Raw genomic sequence first — 20,798 nt, 5'->3', positions numbered from 1 at the left:
ATGGCAAAAACGTTGGAAACCTTCATCCAGAAGCGCTTCTCGGACGTCGATCCGTTCCAGCATGTGAACAACGTCTCGCAGCAGATGTATTTCGACGTGGGAAAAATGGAGTATTACGAAAAGATACTCGGCGACGAGGTGCTGCTCGGCGATCTGCGCATCGTCACCGTCTCCACTTCGACCTCGTACATGGATCAGATCCGCCTGCACGACAGGGTGCGCGTCACGACCACCTGCGAGAAGATCGGCAACAAAAGCCTCACGCTCTTCCAGCGGCTGCTCGCCGGCGACCGGGTGTGCAGCGAGAGCCGCTCGGTGATGGTCGCATTCGACTTCTCGCGGCAGCAAAGCATGCCCGTGCCCGATGCGTGGCGCGAACGCCTGCTGGCGGACTAGGCCCGCAGTTTCCCGTCGCTGCCCACGGGCGGCAGTCCGTGGCGGACGTAATACTTATAGCCGATCACCACCAGCACCACGCCTGCGAAGATGAAGACAAGGGCCACGACGTTGGCCGTGTCGAAGACGGCCTGACCGCGGACGATGGCCAGAATTCCGGCGGTCACCGGCTGGATATAGCGGTAGAGCGCCGTATGGACCGAGGTGAGTTTCTCCGTACCCCGGTACAGCAGGTACATGGGCAGGACCGTGCCCAGAATCAGGATATAGGCCAGTTCGGCCTGCGCCTGAAGGGGCAGTTTCAGGAACTGCGTATGGGCGATGTATTTCCAGAAGAATGGCGCCGTCACGGCCAATCCGATGATGTAGTACCACCCCATCACCACCAGCGTTCCCAGCCGTTCGAGCTGGGGTTTGATAATCACCGTATTGATGGCGATCGCCACCACGGCCACCAGCACCAGCGCGTTGCCGTAGGCGCGGCTGCCGTGGGTGAGCACGAACCCGTGGTCGAAGAGCAGGACGGCGGCGCCGATCAGGGCGCAGACGACGCCCACGACCCGCGCCCTGATGTATTTGTGCGGGTGCATCAGGTGGTCCGTGATCAGCGTCACGGCGGGACCGAGGGTCGAGATGATCGAAGCGTCGATGGGCGAGGTGTAGGACGATCCCCACAACAGCATGTACATCCAGCCGTAGACAATCAGCATCGTGACGATCAGGATATTGCCCGCGTCGCGCCAGCGGATGCGGAACGACTGCTTCGAGAAGAGCGCGAAGGGAATGAAGAACACCGCCGCCGAAAGGACCTGAAGCATGAATATCTGCTGGAAGTCCAGATAATTGCGCGTAAGGGAGACATAGAACGAAAAGTTCGCTCCGAAAAAGAGGTTGGCAAATACCAGATCGATATTGTAACGCGTTTTGCTCACGGGAATTCCGAGGGGCAATTATTACACCAAATTTTACCTATATTTGCCGCGTCAATCCCGCAATGACATGGACAAAGGAAAACTGAAAGGCCACGCGGCCCTCTGGGTCGCAAATCTCGTCTGGGGCCTCAACGCGCCGATCGGCAAGAGCGTGCTCTGGTCGGAGAGCAATCCCGGCGGGGTCAGTCCGTTCGCACTGAGCGTCTACCGCATGCTGGGCGCCTGCCTGCTATTCTGGAGCGTTTCGTTTTTCCTGCCCCGCGAGAGAGTCGCACGGCGCGACATCGTGCTGCTGCTCTTCGCGTCGGTGTTCGGCATCCAGCTCAACCAGATGCTTTTCCTCTGGGGGCTGTCGCTCACCTCGCCCATCGACTCGTCGATCATCGCCACGGTGGTCCCCGTACTGACGATGGTGCTGGCGACGCTGTTCCTGCGCGAGCCGATCACATGGCTCAAGGCGGGCGGCGTGTTCCTCGGCTGCGCCGGGGCGCTGCTGCTGATTCTGGTCAGCCGGCACGGGACGGGGCACACGAGCAGCGTCAAGGGCGACGTATTGTGTCTCGTCAGCGCGGTCAGCTACGCCACCTACCTCACCGCTTTCCGCAACGTAATCGTCAAATATTCGCCCGTAACGACCATGAAGTGGATGTTCCTCTTCGCGGCCGTCGTCGCTGCCGCGGTCTATTACCGGCCGCTCACGGCGGTGGACTACGCCGCGCTCGCGCCCCGGACATGGGCCGGAATCGGCTACGTGGTCGTCTGCTCGACCTTCCTCTCCTACTTCATGGTGCCGATCGGACAGCGTTACCTGCGGCCCACGGTGGTGTCGATGTACAACTACGTACAACCCGTCGTGGCGGTGCTTTTCTCGGTTGCAATCGGTCTCGACTCCTTCGGGTTCACCAAGGCCGCAGCGGCCCTGTGCGTCTTCGCCGGGGTCTGGCTGGTGACCAAATCCAAATCGCGGGCGCAGGTGGAGGCGGAAGCGGGCATGAAAAAAGGTTGAGTATCTGCAACTCAACCTTTTGATTTACAAATACGCCCTGAACGGACAAGACCGTTTTCAGAGGTTCTGAACCGCGGCTTTGGTCAATCCCTTCTCCGCCGCCAGCCGCTCCATCAGGGCGTAGGCCGCGTCGTAATCGTTGGGAATTTCGCCGTCGAGAATGGCGTTCTTGATCACCTCCTTGATGTCGCCGATGGCACGGCAGGGACCGATGCCGTAGGTCTGCATGATGATCTCGCCCGTGATCGGCGGCTGGAAGTTGCGGATGCGGTCGCGCTCCTCCAAATCCTTCATCTTGCGGCGCACCAGCTCGAAATTGGCCAGATAGCGTTTGACCTTGGCGTCGATGCCCGAAGTGATGTCGGCTTCGCACAGGATCATCAGCTGCTCCACGTCGTCGCCCGCCTCGAACAGCAGACGCCGCACGGCCGAGTCCGTGACCAGATCTTCGGAGAGGATGATCGGCCGCAGGTGGAGGAAAACCAGCTTCTGCACGAATTTCATATGCTCGTTGAGCGGCAGCTTCAACTGCCGGAAGATCGCCGGCACCATCTTCGAGCCGAGGACCTCGTGGCCGTGGAACGTCCAGCCGACCTTGGGATCGTAAGCCTTCGTCAGCGGCTTGGCGATGTCGTGCAGCACGGCGGCCCAGCGCAGCCACAGATCGCCGCTGCGGCGGGCGACGTTGTCCAGCACCTTGAGCGTATGGATAAAATTGTCCTTATGGGCATGCGCGCCCCGCTTCTCGACGCCCTTGAGGTTGTGCATCTCCGGGAAAATCAGCTCCAGAAGCCCCGTCAGCTCCAGCAGTTCGAAGCCCATCGAGGGTACGGGCGAAAGGACGATCTTGTTAAGTTCCGCAGCGATGCGTTCGCGCGACACGATCCGGATGCGGTGCGCATTGCGGCGGATGGCGTCGAAGGTCTCGCCTTCGATCGTGAACCCCAACTGCGACGCGAAGCGCACGGCCCGCATCATGCGCAGCGGGTCGTCCGAGAAGGTAACGTCGGGATCGCACGGCGTGCGGATGACGCACTCTTCGAGGTCGTCCATGCCGTCGAACGGGTCGACCAGCTCGCCGAACGAACCGGCGTTGAGCGACCACGCCATGGCGTTGATCGTGAAGTCGCGGCGGCGCTGGTCGTCTTCGAGCGTGCCCGCCTCGACCTGCGGTTTGCGCGAATCCTGCGTATAGGACTCACGGCGGGCGCCCACGAACTCGACCTCGACGCCCTTGTGGCGGAGCATGGCCGTGCCGAAGGTCTTGAATACCGAGACCTTGGCGTGCAGTTCGCTGCCCAGCGCTTCGGCCAGCGCGATACCGCTGCCCACGACCACCACGTCGATGTCGGTCGAGGGGCGGCGCAGGAAATGGTCGCGCACGTAACCGCCTACGACGAAAGCCCTCACGCCCTGCTCCTCGGCCAGACGCGAGATTCGCCGGAATATGGGATTCGTCAGCGGCACGCGGCTACCTCACGAATTTTTCGATCACCGTCTTCCACGCCAGATAGCCCTCGCCCATCAGGTGCAGGCCGTCGTTGGTGTACTGCTTGTCGAGCATGCCCTTCTCATCGACCAGCGCGGAATAGACGTCGACATACATCACGTTCTTGCGCCCTTCGCAAAGCGTTTCGAGCAGCTTGTTGGTCTCGATGATCTCGGCGCCCTTCTTCCAGTGGTTCTTCGGCTTGGCCTTCGTATCCACGCCGTTTACGGGAAGGATGCTCTGCACGTAGATCTTCGTCCACGGCGACTCCTCGGCGAAACGGTCGAGCAGTTTTTCGACATTGGCGGCGACCTCTTCGGGCGCGATACCGACAGCCAGATCGTTGGTGCCGATCATCAGGAACAGCTTTTTGGGATGGCCGTTGATGATCGGATCGAGCCGGTCGAGCAGCCAGCCGGAACGGTCGGCGCTGATGCCGCGGTTCTTGACATGGCGGTTGTTGAACAACTCGGCCCACTCGCCGCCGTCGGTGATGCTGTTGCCGAGGAAAACGATGTCGTTGCCGCGAATCGGCAACTGCTCGAAAAGACTGCGTTTCTGGTAGTTGTATTCGCTCTGGGCGAACGATGCGGCAGCAAGGAGAAGCGCCGCGGCAAGGAGAACGATTTTTTTCATGGTCGGCTTCTTTTTATCATTTTCTATTTATCGGAGTTCGCGTTTGTAAAGCTGGACCGTGTTTTCCAGCCCGTAATAGAGCGCGTCGCAGATCAGCGCGTGGCCGATCGAGACTTCGTCGGTCCACGGGATGCGGCTGACGAAAAAGCGCAGGTTTTCGAGATTGAGGTCGTGTCCGGCATTCAGGCCGAGTCCCTGACGGCGGGCCTCCTCGGCCGCCGCGAGATAGGGCGCCAGCGCGGCTTCGGCGCCGGCGGGGTATTCGCGGGCGTAGGCCTCGGTATAAAGCTCCACCCGGTCGGCGCCGCAGGCCTTCGCCCCGGCGACCATCGCCGGATCGGGATCGACGAAAACCGAGACCCGGATGCCTTTCTCATGGAACCGCGCCGTGACTTCGGTCAGGAATCCGCGGTTGGCAAGCGTGTCCCACCCGGCATTCGACGTAATGGCGTCATGGGCGTCGGGCACGAGGGTCACCTGCGTCGGCACGACCTCCAGCACCAGATCGACGAAGCTCGGAATCGGATTGCCCTCGATATTGAATTCGGTGGCGAGGACCCGTTTCAGGTTCCGCACGTCGTCGTAGCGGATGTGGCGGGCGTCGGGACGCGGATGGACCGTGATGCCTTCCGCGCCGAAACGCTCGATATCGAGGGCCGCACGGACCACGTCGGGAAGATTTCCGCCGCGCGAATTGCGCACCACGGCAATCTTATTGATGTTTACACTCAACTTTGTCATAAAATTCGCTATATTTGCATTCGGGAGCCGCCTGCGGCCGCTGCCGGATGAAGCCGGAATGCGGACTGCGCCGTCCCCGATGTTGAACCAAGTTGCGCCGGGCGATCCGGACGAGGCACGAACCGGCTTCCTGTATCGTCTTGGCGTGGTAAAGTTACTTATTTTTTCGAAACTCCGCCGATGAAAATCATACTTTTTTCCCGCCGCCAGCTGCCTCACACCGCCGGGGAGATCTGCCAGCTGTTCGAAGCCTTCCGCATTTTCGGGTTCGACTACGCCGTCAACGAGGAGTTCGCGCCTCTGGCCGAAGAGCTTACGGGCATCCGCATTCCGCCGGAAAAGATCTACGGACAATGCACGGGCAAACAGCCTGCCAATTCGGTGATGGTCTGCTACGGCGGCGACGGCACGCTGCTCGAAGGCGTGCACCGTCTCTGCGGCGCGCCGATTCCCGTCATGGGCATCAACGCCGGGCATCTGGGCTTCCTGACCAGCGCCCCGTCCGCCGGCCTGAACCTGATCTTCAAGGAGATCGCGGAGGGGCGTCTCACCACCGAGGCCCGCTCGATGATCGAAGTCACGGGCGACTACGCCGAGCAGCCCGACACCACACTGGCGCTCAACGAATTCACCGTTCAGCGCCACGGCGCAGGCATGATCTCGGTCGAAACTTACGTGGACGACCAGATGGTCGCCACCTACCACGGCGACGGCGTCATCTTCTCGACGCCGACCGGCTCGACGGCCTACTCGCTCAGCGCGGGCGGCCCGGTCGTAGCTCCGACGTGCGCCTGTCTGGTGATCTCGCCGCTGGCGCCGCACAACCTGACGATGCGCCCCGTGGTCATTCCCGACACCGCCGTCATCACGCTTCACGTACACACGCGCCGCTCGGACGCATTCGTCACTCTGGACAACCGCGTCTATGCCGTCGGGCAGGAGGCGACATTCACCGTCAAACGCGCCGAACAGAAGATTTTTTTGGCCGTACCGCACAATATATCATTTTACGACACGTTACGGAATAAAATGATGTGGGGCATCGACATCCGCAGTTAATGCCCTGCACAAAAACGGTGTAAAGTTGTTCATTTAATAGGTATTTTTCATTTTTATTCCCTATATTTGTGCCCTAATATGAGCGAGCAGAATCGCATACCGCAACACGTCGCCATCATCATGGACGGCAACGGCCGCTGGGCCGAGTTGCGCGGCAAAGAGCGTTACGAAGGCCATGTCGCCGGCGTCGAACCCGTACGGGCGTCGCTGCGCGCCGCCGCGCGCTGGGGTGTGAAGTACCTGACGCTCTATGCGTTCTCGACCGAAAACTGGGGACGTCCCGCGCAGGAGGTCGATGCGCTGATGGAACTTTTCTGCAAAAGCGTGGTCAACGAAACGCCCGAACTGATCCGTCAGGGGGTGGAGATCCGGATGATCGGCGACCGCACGCGTTTTTCGGAAAAGGTGCAGCGTTATCTGGCCGAAGCCGAGCAGCGGACCGCCGGGGGCAAGACCCTGACGCTGATACTGGCGCTCAACTACTCCTCACGCAGCGAGATCACCCGCGCCGTACGCCAAATCGCCGCACGGGCCGCATCGGGAGAGCTGGCGCCGGAGGAGATTTCGGAAGGCACGATCAGCGCGGCGCTCGACACGGCACCCTACCCCAACCCGGACCTGATCGTCCGCACGAGCGGCGAACACCGGCTCAGCAACTTCCTGCTCTGGCAGGCGTCCTACGCCGAACTCTACTTCCCGGAGGTGCTGTGGCCCGATTTCACCGAGGAGGAGTTCGACCGTGCAATGGAGGAATACGCCCGGCGCGACCGCCGTTTCGGGCTGGTAAAATAGATGAAGTTAAGATTAGATTTAAATAGATGAATTATTTCGGTAAGATATTCACGGCAGCCGCTGCCCTCGTGCTGTGCTGCACGAATATATTCGCCCAAGAGCAGAATCCTGCTGACACCGCGGCTTCGGCCAAGCCCGCATTCCCGGAAGACGCACCCATATTGCGGCAGGACGGCGCGCAGAAACTCTACTACATCCGCGACGTCAACATTCACGGCGTGCAGTACCTCAACCCCGACATTCTCAAGTCTTCGGCCGGGCTGATCCCCGGCGATTCGATTTACCTGCCGAGCAACTTCATCGCAAACGCCATCTCGCGTCTGTGGAGCCAGCGGTTTTTCTCGGACGTGAAGATCGGAGCCGAGATCGAGGGCGACAGCCTCGATCTGGAGGTGTTCCTCAAAGAGCGGCCGCGCGTCAACAACTGGGACTTCGAAGGCATCTCGAAGGGCAAGAAGAAAGACCTGCTCGAAAAGCTCAAGCTCAAACGCGGCAGCGAGCTTTCGGATTACGTCATCGACAAGAACCAGAAACTCATCAAGGCCTACTGGTCCGAGAAGGGCTTCCGCAACACGGAGGTCTCGACGCGCATCACCAACGACACGCTGCGCCCGCAGATGGTCAACGTAACCTTCCTGATCGACCGCAAACACAAAGTCAAGATCGGCAAGATCAACTTCACGGGCAACGAGCAGTTCAAGGACAAGCGCCTGCGCCGGACCTTCAAGAAGACGCACCAGAAGAGCATCAACTTCTTCCGCGGCACCAAACTCAACGAGAGCGACTACGAGAACGACAAGGACCTGCTGATCGACTTCTACAACTCGAAAGGCTACCGCAACGCCACGATCGTCAGCGACTCGATCTATCCGATCAGCGACAAGCGGCTGGCCATCGACCTCGACATTTCGGAAGGCAACAAATACTACATCCGCAACGTGTCGTGGGTCGGCAACTCGGTGTACGAAACCGACGACCTGCAGCGCATGTTCGGCGTCAACAAGGGCGACACGTACGACAAGAAGTCGATGCACAAGCGTCTGGGCATCGGCAAGGAGACCGATCCCGAAGCAATGTCCGTATCGTCGCTCTACCAGAACAAGGGCTACCTGATGTCGCAGATCGAACCCGCCGAAACCATCATCGGCGCCGACTCGATCGACATCGAGGTCAAGGTATTCGAAGGCAAGCAGTTCACCATCAACGAAGTCGGCATCACGGGCAACCAGCGCGTGGACGACGAGGTGATACGCCGCGAGCTTTACACCCGTCCGGGCGAGCTTTACGACCGCTCGCTGCTCATGCAGACTATCCGCACGCTCGGCTCGCTGGGCCACTTCAACCCCGAAGCGATCATGCCCGACATCAAACCCGTTTCGAACGAGCTGGTGAACGTCAACTGGCCGCTCGAAGAGCAGGCTTCCGACCAGTTCAACATCGCCGGCGGCTGGGGTTCGGGAACGTTCGTCGGATCGGTGGGCATCACGCTCAACAACCTTTCGATCAAGAACTTCTTCAAGAAGGGCGCATGGCGCCCCTACCCGATGGGCCAGAACCAGCGGCTGTCGCTGTCGGCGCAGACCAACGGCACCTACTACAAGGCGTTCGCCCTGAGTTTCACCGACCCGTGGCTGGGCGGCAAGAAGCCCAATTCGTTCACCATATCGGCCCACTTCTCCGAGCAGAACAACGCCTATTACGTATGGCAGAAGAGTACGCAATACTTCCGCACGTACGGTCTGGCGGCAGGTCTGGGCAAGCGTCTCAACTGGCCCGACCCCTACTTCACGCTTTACGGCGAGGCGAGCTACGAACGCTTCTCGCTCAAAAACTGGAATACGTTCGGCATGACCAACGGCGCCGCCAACCTGCTCTCGCTCAAATTCGTCTTCGCACGCAACTCGGTGGACCAGCCGATCTATCCGCGCCGCGGTTCGGAGTTCAGCGCATCGGTGCAGTTCACGCCCCCCTACTCGCTCTGGGACGGCAAAGACTACAAGAAGCTGGCGGAGCTTGCCAACAGCACGGACAGCAAGGTGGCGGACAAAGCCAATCAGGAACGTTACCGCTGGGTCGAATTCCACAAGTGGCAGTTCAAGGCGCAGTGGTTCCAAGCGCTGACCAAGAACTCGAATCTCGTGCTGATGCTCAAGGCCGAAATGGGTTACCTCGGCAACTACAACAAATATAAGGTTTCGCCTTTCGAACGCTTCGAAGTCGGCGGCGACGGCATGTCGGGATACAACATCTACGGTATCGACATCATCTCGATGCGCGGTTACGAAGACGGCGCCCTCGATCCCACGAACGACTATTCGGTGGCATACAACAAATACACCGCCGAGATCCGCTACCCCGTCATCCTGAAACCTTCGTCGCAGATCTATGTGCTGGGATTCCTCGAAGGCGGTAACGCATTCGATTCGTGGAAGAAGTTCTCGCCCTTCAAGATCAAGCGTTCGGCCGGTTTCGGCGTACGTCTCTACCTGCCCGTGGTGGGTATGCTGGGTATCGACTGGGGTTACGGCTTCGACTCGCCGGCAGGTCAGAGCGGCAAGAGCGGAAGCCAGTTCCACTTCGTAATGGGCCAGCAGTTCTAACCGGCGCACGATTCCGCGGACAATCCCCACGTATTCGAATCTCCCTTTGAAAAGGGGGACCCGGAATTCCGGCGGAGGCGTTTGCAAAAAAAGAGAGGCTGGCAATAAATTTGAAAGAAAATAGTTATATTTATGGTATGGTTCCGGGAAACCGGCTGAATATTAACTTAAAAACATAAGATTATGAAACGTCTGATTTTAATCGCGGCATTCATTCTCACGGCCGGCACGCTGGCAGCGCAGAATTACATAATCGTCAACAGCGAAAAGGTTTTCAAATCCGTCGCGGCCTACAACAAGGCGATCTCCGATCTGGACGAACTCGCCAAGCAATATCAGGAACAGGTGGACGCCAAATTCGCTGAAGTGGAAGCGCTTTACAACGCCTATATGAATCAGAAGGCTTCGCTCTCGGCGACAACCCGCCAGACCCGCGAAAACGCCATTCTCGCCCGCGAAAAAGAGGCGCAGACCTTTCAGGAGAGCCTCTTCGGCAACGACGGCGCGCTGATGAAAAAGCGGATCGAAATGATCGAGCCGATCCAGAAGAAGGTCTTCGCGGCCATCGAAGCCTACGCCAAGCAGGCCGGCGCCGACGTGGTGCTCGACTCGGCGAACAATCCCACGCTGCTCTATACGAATCCCAGTGTGGAGCGCACGCAGCAGTTGATCGACATACTGAAGAAGTAGAAACATCAAACAATTAACTAATAATCTTTTATGAAAAAAGCAATCAAACTAACCCTTGCGGTTGTATTCGTGATGGGCGCGACATCGCTCTTCGCACAACAGAAATTCGGACGCATCAACACGCAGGAGATCATCGTGGGGATGCCCGAAACGAAGGAGATGCAGACCAACATGGAGGCTTATGCCAAGGATCTTCAGGACAATCTGGAGTCCATGACCGTCGAATACAACCAGAAACTGCAGGAGTTCCAGAAGAATTTCAACACTCTTTCGGAATCGGTACGCCAGCTCAAGGAGAACGATCTCAACGCCCTGATTCAGCGCCGCAACGAGTTCGAGCAGGCAGCCCAGCAGGACTTCCAGAAGCGTCAGAACGAGCTGCTGGCCCCGATTATCGAGAAGGCCAAGAACGCGATCGACAAAGTGGCTGCCGCAGGCGGCTATCTGGCAGTATTCGACACTTCGACGGGTTCGCTCGCCTATTTCGACGAGGCTTCCCTCACCGACATCGCCCCCGCAGTGAAGAAAGAACTCGGCATTACGGATGCTCCCGCCGCTGCGGCCGCACCCGCTGCTTCGAAATAAGTCACTCCGGGATTTCCCGATGGAACATGAAAAAGGCGCCGGCGATTCCGGCGCCTTTTTCATGCCCCTGCCGCAAGCGGCGATCAAAAGAGGCACAAAGCTGTTCATTTGGTCCGAATATAAAACTATATGAACTGAATATGAGTTTTTATCGCTATATTTCATCCAAAAACCAAAGACGAAATGAACAATACAGAGAGCCAAACACCGATCAACTCATTTACGCTGGCCGAACTTATAGACTTGGCCGGCGAACAACGTCAGGGCCTGATGCGCGAATGCATTACGGCCAGCAGCGACTCCCAGATGCAGGTCTTCCGGTTCCCGTGCCGCATCGACGCCTTCATAATCGGAGTCGGCACCGAAGGGGAGACCTCCGTATCGTTCAACCTGCATGAATTCCGGCTGAAGAAGGATTCGATGTTCATCTTCACCCCGAAAAATATCCTGCAGGTAAATTCGCAGCAGTATTTCAAGGCCGACGTCATCGCCATATCGCCCGACTTCATGCGCCGCATCAACATCGACATCAAAAACATGATGCCGCTGTTCCTCAAATTCGTCGAAAACCCCGCACTGACGCTGACGCCCGAAGAGAGCCGCTCCATGCGCGGCATGATCGCCCAGATCGAACGCGAAACCCGCGGGCCGGAGACCCATTTCTCGTTCGACATCGTCAGCGGACTGATCGCCGCAACGATTTACAAGGTCGGGGATATCATGTACCACTACCTCGCGGAGCATCCCGAAGAGCAGAACAATTCGCACAACCGTGCCGAAGAGTATTTCAAGCAATTCACCCACCTGCTGGGCGAACACTTCCGCGAAGAGCGCAGCGTCGGATTCTACGCCCGCCAGCTCTGCATCACGCCCAAATACCTCACCACGCTCATCAAGCGCATCAGCGGACAGTCGGTTTCGGAGTGGATCGACAACTATGTGATTCTGGAGGCCAAAACCCTGCTCAAATACTCGACGATGAGCATACAGGAGATCGCCTACTACCTGAACTTCCCGAACCAGTCGTTCTTCGGCAGCTACTTCAAGCGCAACACGGGCATGTCGCCCTCGCAGTACAAGGCGCAGAACTGACAAGGGCCAGCATCCGGCGGGGCATGTCGAGGAGAGGCATATCCGGCAGTGCATATCCGACAGAGCATATCCGACAGAGCATGTCTGACAGAGCATGTCTGACAGCGCATATCCGGCAGTATGCACACCCTCCTGCATACGAAACCCCGGCCGCAGCACTGCGCCGGGGTTTGTCGTCGCGAAGCCTCGTCAGAAGGGATATCCGACGCCGAAGTTGAGCGCGGTATTCTTCCAGCGCAGGTTGTGAATCCACCGTTCGCCCGCCGGATTGTTGGGATTGTGGAGCTGCACGCCCCAGTCGAGCCGGAGCACGGCGAACTTGATGTCGAAACGCAGACCCAGTCCGGTGTTGAATCCCAGCTGCTTATAAAACTTGTCGAAAAAGAAGACGGCGTCGTCGGAGTACTCCGAAGGATTCCGCCGGATATACCAGATATTGCCCAGATCGAAGAAAGTCGCGCCGTGCACCATACCCCAGATCGGAAAGCGCAGTTCGAGGTTGGCCTCCAGCTTGACATCGCCCGTCTGTATCGGGAAAGAGTCGTGCGGATTGGGCACCGACCCCTGACCGAGCGTGCGGGGCGTCCAGCCGCGCATGCCGTTGCTGCCGCCGGCATAGAACTGCCGGTCGAAGGGCACGGCCGACGAGTTGCCGTAGGCCATCGCCACGCCGCCGTAGAGACGCCCCACGAGAGCCGACACCTCGCCAAGCATTATCTTGCGGCTGACACTCAGGTCCGTACGGAAATACTGCGAATATTCGATGCCGAAGATTTTGGCAGGCTCGCCCTCCTTCGGCCGCGCATAGAACAGCCGGTCCACCGCGTCGATCAGGTTGCCCGCCGTCTCCAGATTGAAGCGGATATTGGTGGCGTTGCCGCCCAGATTCTTACGCTGGTTGTTATAGCTGTAGCCAAACGAAAGGCCGCCGATAAACTGGGTGCGGAAACTGTTTTTCAGGTATTTATTCGTCGTCTTGCCGAGGAAGGTCGAGTCCAGCCGATTCACATCGACGACGTTGATATCGACGGGCCGCAGCGAGAACGAAGAGTAACGGTTGTTGGTCCACTGGTAGGTGATTCCCGCACTCGAAAGCGTACGCCGATAATAGGGGCGGTCCTGAAAATTGACCGAAAGCTCCACCTTGGTCTTCGGCTGGTTCACCGAACGGAACCGCCGCGTACGCCACGGCACCAGAAAACGCGGGAAGGTGAGTCCGGTGGTAACGCCGAATTCCGTGGCGCGCTTTTTCTTGGCGTCGGGCGCCTTCATAAACTCGTATCCCGCCGTAAACGAAACGTCCAGCGCCTCCGCTCCCCGGAAGATGTTGCGGTTCTGGTAACCGACGGTAGCCTTCAGTCCGTAGAAACTCGACGTCGTACTGCCTTCGAGATCGACCTTGAAACTCTGCTTGAGCGCCGGGGTGCACAAAATGTTGCACTCCAGATAGCCCTCCTTCGTAAAGCGGGTCTGCGTGGAATCCGCCGAGGCGCCGATGAAGGAGACGTAATTGGTGACATCGACGCTCCGGGGCTGCTCGACGAAGGCGATCTTGGCGCTCTTGAAATAGCCGAGCGACATCAGGTCGGTATAGGCGCGGTTCACTTGCGCCGAGTTGTAGACGTAGTTGGGATAGAGCGGCACCGACTGACGCAGAATGGCCGGACGCAGGTTCGGATGCTTCTCATAGATAATATTCAGACCGCGGTAATAGAGCGTATCGAGCCGCGAAAGAAAGGTCGAATCGGTCCGCGCGACGGTCGGATCGTACGCCGGAAAGACGTTGATCCGGTCGATGCGGTAGACCATATTGTTGTCCATCACGGCCTGTCCGCGTTCGTTGTAACCCGTAAGATACTGCTTGATATTGACCTGCACATCGACCTGATGGTTTCCGCCGAGCGTGTCGGCGACATAGTCGATGTTGTTGACCGTAAAGTTGTAATAGCCGCGCTCCTTGAGGAAAGCCGTGACGCGCTCCCGCTCGCGGTCGAGCACCGCGATGTCGAAAACCCGGCCCGGACGGATCAGCGTATTGGCGGTGTCGGGCAGGATGATCTGTTCGAGGAACTTGTCCTGAAAATCGTACGAAATGCTGTCGATGCGGTAAGGCTCGCCCTGCCGGGTGCGGTAGACGACCTTGGCGCGCCTGCGGCGCGAGGTGGTATCGACTTCGAACGTCGCTTGGGAAGAGAAGAACCCGCGCGTGTCCATATAGACCTTCAGGTTCTGCGCGCTCCGCTCGGTCAGGCTCATGTCGAGCAGCACGGGTTCCTGCCCGATCTTGCGTTTCCAGTTGTTCCACCAGTTCTGCTTGCCCGGATTGGCCTGCTCGTAGAGCCAGACATAGAAATTCGTCCCCAGAAAACGCTTGTTGGGGGTCTGGCGCACGTATTTTTCGAGGTCGGCAGCCGTGATGCGCTCCTTGCGGGGCGTCGATTTGTCGGACTCGATCGTCACCTTCTGCAGCAGGTACTGCCCTTCGGGAATCTTGCGCGTAACGCTGCACGCGGAGCACAAAAAGCCCAGCACGGCGACAGCTAATATACGACTCAAGCCCCGCACGCCCCCGATCAGTTGTTAAAGAACCCCTTCTCTTTCAGCAGAGCGAAGTAGGAATTCGAGATGGAGAGGTTGTCCTCACGCACATAACGGCGCTGCGTGAAAATCTGCGCCAGATTAGGCAGCCCGTTCTCCTCCAGCAGACGCTTGGTCAGCTCCGACTCTTCGCGCTCGGCCCACAATTCGTCGATCTCGGCGGCCGTATAGTCGGTGTATTTCTCGTAATGCACGACGGCTTCCAGCGGCAGACGGTCGGTCAGTTCGGGCGATTCGTCGGGATAGCCCAGCACGATGGTCGTCACGGGAATCACCCCCTTCGGAAGTTCGAGTATCTCGGCGATCATCCCGGCCGTATAGATCGTCGTACCGAGGTAACAGATGCCCAGCCCGTTCATTTCGGCCTCGACGCAGAGGTTCTGGGCCGCAAGCAGGGCGTCCGTCGAAGCGTTCAGGAACCATGCGAAGTTGTCGTATGCGGGATCGGCGTCGCGCTGCTCGCACCACATCGAGAAGCGGTGCACGTCGGCGCAGACCGTCACCACGCAAGGCGCCTGCGTCACCATCGGCTGGTTGAAATGGCACGGGGCGAGTTTCGCGCGCAGGGCCGCATCGCGCGTCACGACCAGCGAATAGAGCTGCATGTTGCCGCAGGTCGAAGCCCGCGAAGCCGCTGCCAGTATCTCCTGCAGCAGCTCTTCGGGAACGGGTGTGGAACAGAATTTACGTATCGAACGATGCTTGAAAAGCACACTTTTCATGGATTTTTTCTTTTATCGGTTCTGTATAAAAACAATACAAGCGTCCGCCGGTCCGGGCGAATGCGCTTATTTTCCACAAAAATAGTAAAACTTTTAGAAGTTTTATTATTTTTGCGATGATATAACCACTATCCGGAATGCTGGTATCATTCGTAAAATACGAGGGCGCAGGCAACGATTTCATCCTCATCGACGACCGCGAAGAGCTGTTCAGCGCCGACGCACGGCTGATCGCGGACTTGTGCGACCGCCACTTCGGCATCGGAGCCGACGGGCTGATGACCCTGCAGCGCAGCGTCGAGATGGACTGCTCGATGCGCTACTACAACGCCGACGGTTCGCCGGGCGAAATGTGCGGCAACGGCGCACGGTGTTTCGCGCTTTTCGCCGAGCATCTGGGCATCGGCGGAGAAACCAAGTATTTCGACGCCACGGACGGCATGCACACCGCGCGCATACGCCGCGCGAAGAACCGGACGGGCGAGATCGAGCTGGGCATGATAAATGTATCGGAAATCCGCAGCGGCAAAGGCTGGTGGTTCCTCAATACGGGCGTTCCCCACTATGTGGAATTCACGGAGGAGCTGGACGGCGTGGACGTAAAGGGTCTGGGACGGATGATCCGTCACGACACGGCGCGTTTTCCGCAGGGGACGAACGTCAATTTCGCAGAGATCGCAGGCGAGGGCGAAATCCGGATGCGGACCTACGAACGGGGCGTCGAAAACGAAACGTTGGCCTGCGGCACGGGAGCTACCGCCGCGGCGATCATAACCAATTACGCTTTGCAGCACGAAACGACCAAATACCGAATCACGGTGCCCGGAGGCGAACTGCACGTAGGCTTCTCGCATGAACCCGGCACGCAGACCTATACGGATATCCGGCTTACGGGCCCTGCGCGGCGCGTCTTCAAAGGGGTATTCGAAACCGACAATTTCTAAACCACTCATCTTTTCCCATCCATGAAAACACAAAAGGGAATTCGCGAACATGAAGCGGACGAACTTCGGAAAGCCAAACGTCTCGAACCGATGCGCAAAAGCGGCAAGGAGCGCCATTCGCTCTACCGTTCGATCGACGAAGAGGAGGAGGAAGAACTCATGCCCCGGCGCGAATCCGTACTCGACTACCTCGACGATCAGGACGAGGAGTAACCCCTGTAATCATGACTGAAAAATTTATTATGGCCGGCTCCACGGCCCTGCACGTCTGCGACTCGCAGGCCGGAGACAAATGCGTCGTGCTGCTGCACGGCTATCTCGAATCGCTGCTCGTCTGGGAGGATTTCGTACCTTATCTATATAAGGAGGTGCGCGTGGTGACGCTCGATCTGCCGGGCCACGGCATTTCGGTGGTGACGGGCGCGGTCCACACGATGGATTTTCTGGCCGACACGGTCGCCGACGCGCTCAAAGCCCTCGGCATCGGACGCTGCACGCTCGTAGGACATTCGATGGGCGGATACGTGGCGCTGGCTTTCTGCGAACGCCATCCCGAAATGCTCGACGGCGTGGTGCTGCTCAGCTCCACGCCCAATCCCGACACGCCGGAGAAGGCCGAGAACCGCCGCCGGGAGATCGCGCTCGTCGAGGCCGGGAAGAAAGAGATGCTGGCGCGGGTAGCTCCCGCCGCAGGATTCGCCGAAGAGAACCGCGCACGCATGCGGGACGAAATCGAAGACCTTACCGAGCAGGTTTTCGTCACCGAAGACGAGGGAATCGTAGCCCTGCTGGGCGGCATGATCGCCCGCAGGGACCAGAACGAAATGCTGCGCACGTCGAAGGTCCCGCAGCTTTTCATACTCGGTCGAAAAGACGGTTACATACCGCCCGAAGCAGCCGAAAAGATGGTTGCGGAACACCCGCAGGCGCAGGTCGTATGGCTGGAAAATTCGGGACACATGGGATTCCTCGAAGAGCCGGAAGCGGCGGCTCAGGCGATACTGGATTTCGTCCACGATGAAAAAATCGAATAGCGCGAAAAAACTGTTCGGGCGATAATTTCTCCGGGGTTCAGCCGGCGCGATTCGATCCCATTCCCGGAACAGACTAAACCGATCCTCTCTGAACCGCGTCTCATCGGTTCCGGCAGGACATAAAACCTTTGAACGATGAACGAAGAGATGAAATTCTGTCAGAGCTGCGGCATGCCGATGCAGACGGCGGGCGACTTCGGCACGGAAGCCGACGGCGGCGCGAGCGCGGACTACTGCGTCTATTGCTACAAAAACGGCGCCTTTACCGAAGCGTGCACGATGGAAGAGATGATCCGGCACTGCGCCGAGTTCCACGAAGAATTCCGCGACGAGAACGGCAAAAGCTATACCCGTGAAGAGGCTGTCAGGCTGATGCGGGAGTATTTTCCGACGCTCAAGCGCTGGAGCAAATAACGAAAGCGGACCGGAAATTCCGGTCCGTTTTTGTATCCGCAGCAGAATTGCGTTATATTTGTCCCGAAAAAACCACAAACGCTAATTAAAACATACTTGAAATGAAAAAACTTTTCTTTATGGGCTTTGCCCTGCTTCTGTGCGCCATGTGGCCCGCCGACGCCGCAGCCCAGCTGAAAAGAGGCACAAAGCTGTTCATTTGGTCCGAATATAAAACTATATGATCGGCGGCCGGAAACTCAACACCGGAAAACTGCTCGAAGCGGGAAAGGACGTGGCCAAAGCCGTGACATTGAGCGACAAGGACATTGCCCAGCTGAGCCGCGAAGCGGTCGAATGGATGGATGCCAACAACCCCATCGCCGACGAAACGACCGAATACGGCGCACGTCTCAAGCGGCTGACCGAGGGGATCACCGAGATCAACGGACTGCCGCTCAACTTCAAGGTCTACCATGTCGTGGACGTCAACGCCTTCGCCTGCGGCGACGGTTCGATCCGCGTATTCAGCGCCCTGATGGACCTGATGGACGACGACGAACAGATGGCGATCATCGGCCATGAGATCGGCCATGTGGTACATGCCGACGTAAAACACGCGATGAAAAACGCCTACCTCTCATCGGCGGCGCGCAATGCCGCAGGAGCCGCCGAGGGCAGCACGCTGGCCAAGTTGAGCGACTCGCAGCTCGGCGAGGTCGTGACGGCATTCACCGGCGCCCAGTTCTCGCAGAAGCAGGAATACGCAGCCGACGAATACGGATTCGAATTCTCCGTAAAGAACGGTTTCAGCCCCTACGGCATGGGCAATTCGCTGAACAAGCTGGTCGAGCTTTCCAAGGGAGCGAAGTCCTCGACGGTACAGAAAATGTTCTCTTCGCATCCTGACAGCGAAAAACGCGCTGCGCGCATGAAAGAGAAAGCCGATGCCTACACGGCCGCACAACAGCAGTAGACCGTCAAGCCGCAGCGGAGTTCCCGCGTTCAACGGCCGAGAAATCCGGCAACGACCATATTCGGAATAAAACCGACTGTCCGGAATAAAACCCGCCGCAGCAGTACGCCAGCCTTCGCATCGGCACACTTATACAACAGAAAAGCCGCCCCTTTTAGGGCGGCTTTTTTGCATATCCCGCTATTTTATCAGCGGCTGACAGACAGGACAGTAATAGACGGCTCCGCCCAGATAAGCCTCCTTGACAATCGCACCGCCGCAGCCCGGACAAGGCTCCGCAAAGGTATTTTTAGAGAGCAGGGTCTTGTAGCCGCCGGACTGGCCCAGCAAATCTTTCTCCGTATCGCGTCCGCCGCGATCCGCCATATCCCTCAGGGTCGATTTCACCGATGAATACATCCGCCCCAGTTCTGCATCACCCAGCGTCGCCAGCCTGCGCTTGGGGTGAATATGCGACTTGAACAAGATATCCTGCAAAACACCGTTTCCGAGTCCGGGAATACGCTGTTCCGTCGCCAAGAACGCCTTTGCCGACAAATTGGACTTGGCATCGGAGAGAAGCCGGCCGAAACAGGCTTCATCGAAAGCGTCGTCCAGCGGAGAGGGCTTCGAGAGTGCGCCGAGATAATACGGATTGTCGAAATTCTTCCGGAATGCGATGATCCCGCCGTACATGGCGACCGTAAAAACCAGAAAACTATCGTCGTCGAAAGCGATCAGAAGCTGATATTTCGGCGGAACCTCGGCTCCGGGCGCATGATAACGCAGATTGACGCCGTCAGAAAGAGCGATATGCGCCTCATCGTCCAGAAGCAGGTCGATGAATGCTCCGTGCCCTTCGGCGGCACGAACCGTTTTACCGACGAGTCGTGCCCGGTAATCGGCCGGATCACCCAAGTACCAAGTAAATTTGTGGGGATGGGTGGCATTGAATACATCCGTGACGGTGCGGCCGGAGAGCATATCGGCAGCTTGCCGTGCAAACGAGTAAGATTCGGGAATTTCGAGCATTTTTTCAATTTCAGGTGTTGCAGCAAAGATAATCAAATTTCCATACGATGCCGGCGATCGGCCTCCATTTCGGCAATTCCGATTTTTTATATATATTTGCGGAGAAGAATATTAAATACAGCTGCCTATGAATTAACAACAGAAGATCTCCAATTCAGATTATTACGCCCTCGCATTCAAAAATAACAGGGCACACATATAAAAAGCGTTAGCTTTATACCTTGCTTTTCGAAACTTAGGAACTTTCTGAAGTAGTACGAGGAATGAAGTTTGACGCTCACGTTTCCAACGTGGGCTTCATTCTATATTTGTACTACATGGTTTCCTAAGACCTCGAAAAGCAGATATACGAGTTTTGTCCCACGTTTTTTATGCTACAATCCCACTTACATACGCCGAGGGACCGGCTGACTGATATTATGAATAGCTATCTACTGCTAATCTGCATCAGTTTCGTCCCTGCCTCAGTCAGTATTTGCGCCACACTGCCGCTCTGGTTCTCGAAACACATGCAGAACAGAATCATCCGCTTGTCCGGACTGGCCCTACTTTCTCTGATAATGGCAGGCGGGTTGCTCCTTGCATTTGCCTGCCAAGACCCTTGGTTCGGCTTGTCCTGCATCGCTGTAAGCAGCATGAATATCCCCCTGTTCAGACACTATGAATTGTTATTATCGACACTGCGCTGCTCCAAATGCCATCACATTTCATTGCACCTACTCTCCGTCCACAAGAATACCTACGAGTTGACATGCAGCCACTGCGGGTTTCACAAAAGATGTAAGAAATAAAAAACAGCGGCTTCGTCCCGCCCCGAAGGGTCAGCGATCGTTTTTCAGGAGCTGACAGCAAAAGTACAAGTACAAAAAAAGGTCAGACCTTTCGATCTGACCTTGAAGAGGCGGCTACCTACTCTCCCACGGGAAAACCGCAGTACCATCGGCGTAAGTGAGCTTAACTTCTCTGTTCGGAATGGGAAGAGGTGGGACCTCACTGCTATAACCACCTAAAAGAACGTTTTCGACAAGCGAGTACAAAGAGAATTTATTCACTTTGTCGAGCGAAGAAAACGAAGGACGAAGTCCAACGTTGCTTCAAACTC

19 protein-coding genes, 1 rRNA gene and 1 pseudogene are annotated in these 20,798 nt (G+C 57.6%); 13 read left to right on the top strand and 8 right to left on the bottom strand.

The window, feature by feature from the left end; translation table 11 throughout:
* Window positions 1–396: an acyl-CoA thioesterase gene (locus ACESTR_RS13910; RefSeq protein ID WP_022043936.1), complete on the top strand. Its 396-nt coding sequence runs from the start codon at window positions 1–3 to the stop codon at window positions 394–396.
* On the opposite strand, the gene ACESTR_RS13905 is transcribed toward ACESTR_RS13910, so the two are convergent.
* Window positions 393–1,346 (bottom strand): DMT family transporter, encoded by a 954-nt coding sequence (locus ACESTR_RS13905; RefSeq protein WP_014775668.1) that lies wholly within the window; start codon window positions 1,344–1,346, stop codon window positions 393–395. The genes ACESTR_RS13910 and ACESTR_RS13905 overlap by 4 nt on opposite strands.
* A 49-nt stretch (window positions 1,347–1,395) precedes the next feature.
* Here ACESTR_RS13905 and ACESTR_RS13900 point away from each other — a divergent pair, with 49 nt between their 5' ends.
* A complete protein-coding gene (locus ACESTR_RS13900) occupies window positions 1,396–2,334 on the top strand; it encodes a DMT family transporter (RefSeq protein ID WP_014775667.1) in 939 nt (312 codons plus the stop codon).
* Between the two features lie 57 nt (window positions 2,335–2,391).
* Here ACESTR_RS13900 and ACESTR_RS13895 read toward each other — a convergent pair whose 3' ends face one another.
* From ACESTR_RS13895 to ACESTR_RS13885, 3 genes are read right to left on the bottom strand one after another with little or no spacing between them, the layout of a single operon-like run.
* Window positions 2,392–3,801, bottom strand: coding sequence for a CCA tRNA nucleotidyltransferase (locus ACESTR_RS13895; protein WP_014775666.1), 1,410 nt, complete (start codon window positions 3,799–3,801; stop codon window positions 2,392–2,394).
* 4 nt (window positions 3,802–3,805) lie between these two features.
* Complete coding sequence (locus ACESTR_RS13890; RefSeq protein ID WP_014775665.1) at window positions 3,806–4,459, bottom strand: GDSL-type esterase/lipase family protein; 654 nt, start codon at window positions 4,457–4,459, stop codon at window positions 3,806–3,808.
* Window positions 4,460–4,486: 27 nt separating this feature from the next.
* Window positions 4,487–5,200, bottom strand: a complete 714-nt coding sequence (locus ACESTR_RS13885; protein WP_009596470.1) for a pyridoxine 5'-phosphate synthase — start codon at window positions 5,198–5,200, stop codon at window positions 4,487–4,489.
* Between the two features lie 180 nt (window positions 5,201–5,380).
* Between ACESTR_RS13885 and ACESTR_RS13880 the strand changes: the two genes are divergently transcribed.
* The 6 genes from ACESTR_RS13880 to ACESTR_RS13855 all read left to right on the top strand — a co-directional run bounded on the left by ACESTR_RS13880 (window position 5,381) and on the right by ACESTR_RS13855 (window position 12,018).
* Window positions 5,381–6,259, top strand: coding sequence for an NAD(+)/NADH kinase (locus ACESTR_RS13880; protein ID WP_009596378.1), 879 nt, complete (start codon window positions 5,381–5,383; stop codon window positions 6,257–6,259).
* 78 nt (window positions 6,260–6,337) lie between these two features.
* Window positions 6,338–7,051 (top strand): isoprenyl transferase, encoded by a 714-nt coding sequence (locus ACESTR_RS13875; protein WP_014775663.1) that lies wholly within the window; start codon window positions 6,338–6,340, stop codon window positions 7,049–7,051.
* A 26-nt stretch (window positions 7,052–7,077) separates the two neighbouring features.
* A complete protein-coding gene (locus ACESTR_RS13870; protein ID WP_130063396.1) occupies window positions 7,078–9,651 on the top strand; it encodes an outer membrane protein assembly factor in 2,574 nt (857 codons plus the stop codon).
* A 183-nt stretch (window positions 9,652–9,834) separates the two neighbouring features.
* Window positions 9,835–10,341, top strand: a complete 507-nt coding sequence (locus ACESTR_RS13865; protein ID WP_009596385.1) for an OmpH family outer membrane protein — start codon at window positions 9,835–9,837, stop codon at window positions 10,339–10,341.
* 30 nt (window positions 10,342–10,371) lie between these two features.
* Complete coding sequence (locus tag ACESTR_RS13860; RefSeq protein ID WP_009596382.1) at window positions 10,372–10,926, top strand: OmpH family outer membrane protein; 555 nt, start codon at window positions 10,372–10,374, stop codon at window positions 10,924–10,926.
* A gap of 183 nt (window positions 10,927–11,109) precedes the next feature.
* Complete coding sequence (locus ACESTR_RS13855; protein ID WP_217729717.1) at window positions 11,110–12,018, top strand: helix-turn-helix domain-containing protein; 909 nt, start codon at window positions 11,110–11,112, stop codon at window positions 12,016–12,018.
* A 189-nt stretch (window positions 12,019–12,207) separates the two neighbouring features.
* Here the strand turns inward: ACESTR_RS13855 and ACESTR_RS13850 are convergent, their stop codons facing one another.
* Both ACESTR_RS13850 and ACESTR_RS13845 read right to left on the bottom strand, forming a co-directional pair.
* A complete protein-coding gene (locus tag ACESTR_RS13850) occupies window positions 12,208–14,583 on the bottom strand; it encodes a BamA/TamA family outer membrane protein (protein WP_302576445.1) in 2,376 nt (791 codons plus the stop codon).
* A gap of 8 nt (window positions 14,584–14,591) precedes the next feature.
* Complete coding sequence (locus ACESTR_RS13845; protein ID WP_009596451.1) at window positions 14,592–15,338, bottom strand: nitroreductase family protein; 747 nt, start codon at window positions 15,336–15,338, stop codon at window positions 14,592–14,594.
* 137 nt (window positions 15,339–15,475) lie between these two features.
* Here ACESTR_RS13845 and dapF point away from each other — a divergent pair, with 137 nt between their 5' ends.
* The 5 genes and pseudogenes from dapF (at window position 15,476) to ACESTR_RS13815 (ending at window position 18,685) form a co-directional block, all read left to right on the top strand.
* Window positions 15,476–16,282 carry a diaminopimelate epimerase gene (gene dapF, locus ACESTR_RS13840; RefSeq protein ID WP_302576447.1) on the top strand — a complete coding sequence of 269 codons (807 nt, stop codon included), beginning with the start codon at window positions 15,476–15,478 and terminating at the stop codon, window positions 16,280–16,282.
* 21 nt (window positions 16,283–16,303) lie between these two features.
* Window positions 16,304–16,495 (top strand): hypothetical protein, encoded by a 192-nt coding sequence (locus ACESTR_RS13835; protein WP_014775656.1) that lies wholly within the window; start codon window positions 16,304–16,306, stop codon window positions 16,493–16,495.
* A gap of 11 nt (window positions 16,496–16,506) precedes the next feature.
* Window positions 16,507–17,316, top strand: a complete 810-nt coding sequence (locus ACESTR_RS13830) for an alpha/beta fold hydrolase (protein ID WP_042493524.1) — start codon at window positions 16,507–16,509, stop codon at window positions 17,314–17,316.
* A gap of 135 nt (window positions 17,317–17,451) precedes the next feature.
* Window positions 17,452–17,730, top strand: a complete 279-nt coding sequence (locus ACESTR_RS13825; RefSeq protein ID WP_278714073.1) for a zinc ribbon domain-containing protein — start codon at window positions 17,452–17,454, stop codon at window positions 17,728–17,730.
* A gap of 101 nt (window positions 17,731–17,831) precedes the next feature.
* A pseudogene (locus ACESTR_RS13815) lies at window positions 17,832–18,685 on the top strand (M48 family metallopeptidase).
* 180 nt (window positions 18,686–18,865) lie between these two features.
* Here the strand turns inward: ACESTR_RS13815 and ACESTR_RS13810 are convergent.
* On the bottom strand, window positions 18,866–19,696 hold the full coding sequence (locus ACESTR_RS13810; protein WP_373179382.1) for a DNA-formamidopyrimidine glycosylase family protein: 831 nt from the start codon (window positions 19,694–19,696) through the stop codon (window positions 18,866–18,868).
* 896 nt (window positions 19,697–20,592) lie between these two features.
* Window positions 20,593–20,706, bottom strand: a 5S ribosomal RNA gene (gene rrf, locus ACESTR_RS13805).
* Between the last annotated feature and the right edge of the window lie 92 nt (window positions 20,707–20,798).

This window comes from Alistipes sp. DJF_B185 (assembly GCF_964250025.1).
GTDB lineage: Bacteria > Bacteroidota > Bacteroidia > Bacteroidales > Rikenellaceae > Alistipes > Alistipes finegoldii.
The sequence above is the reverse complement of the archived record's forward strand: the minus strand, read 5'-3'. Positions and strand labels throughout refer to the sequence as shown.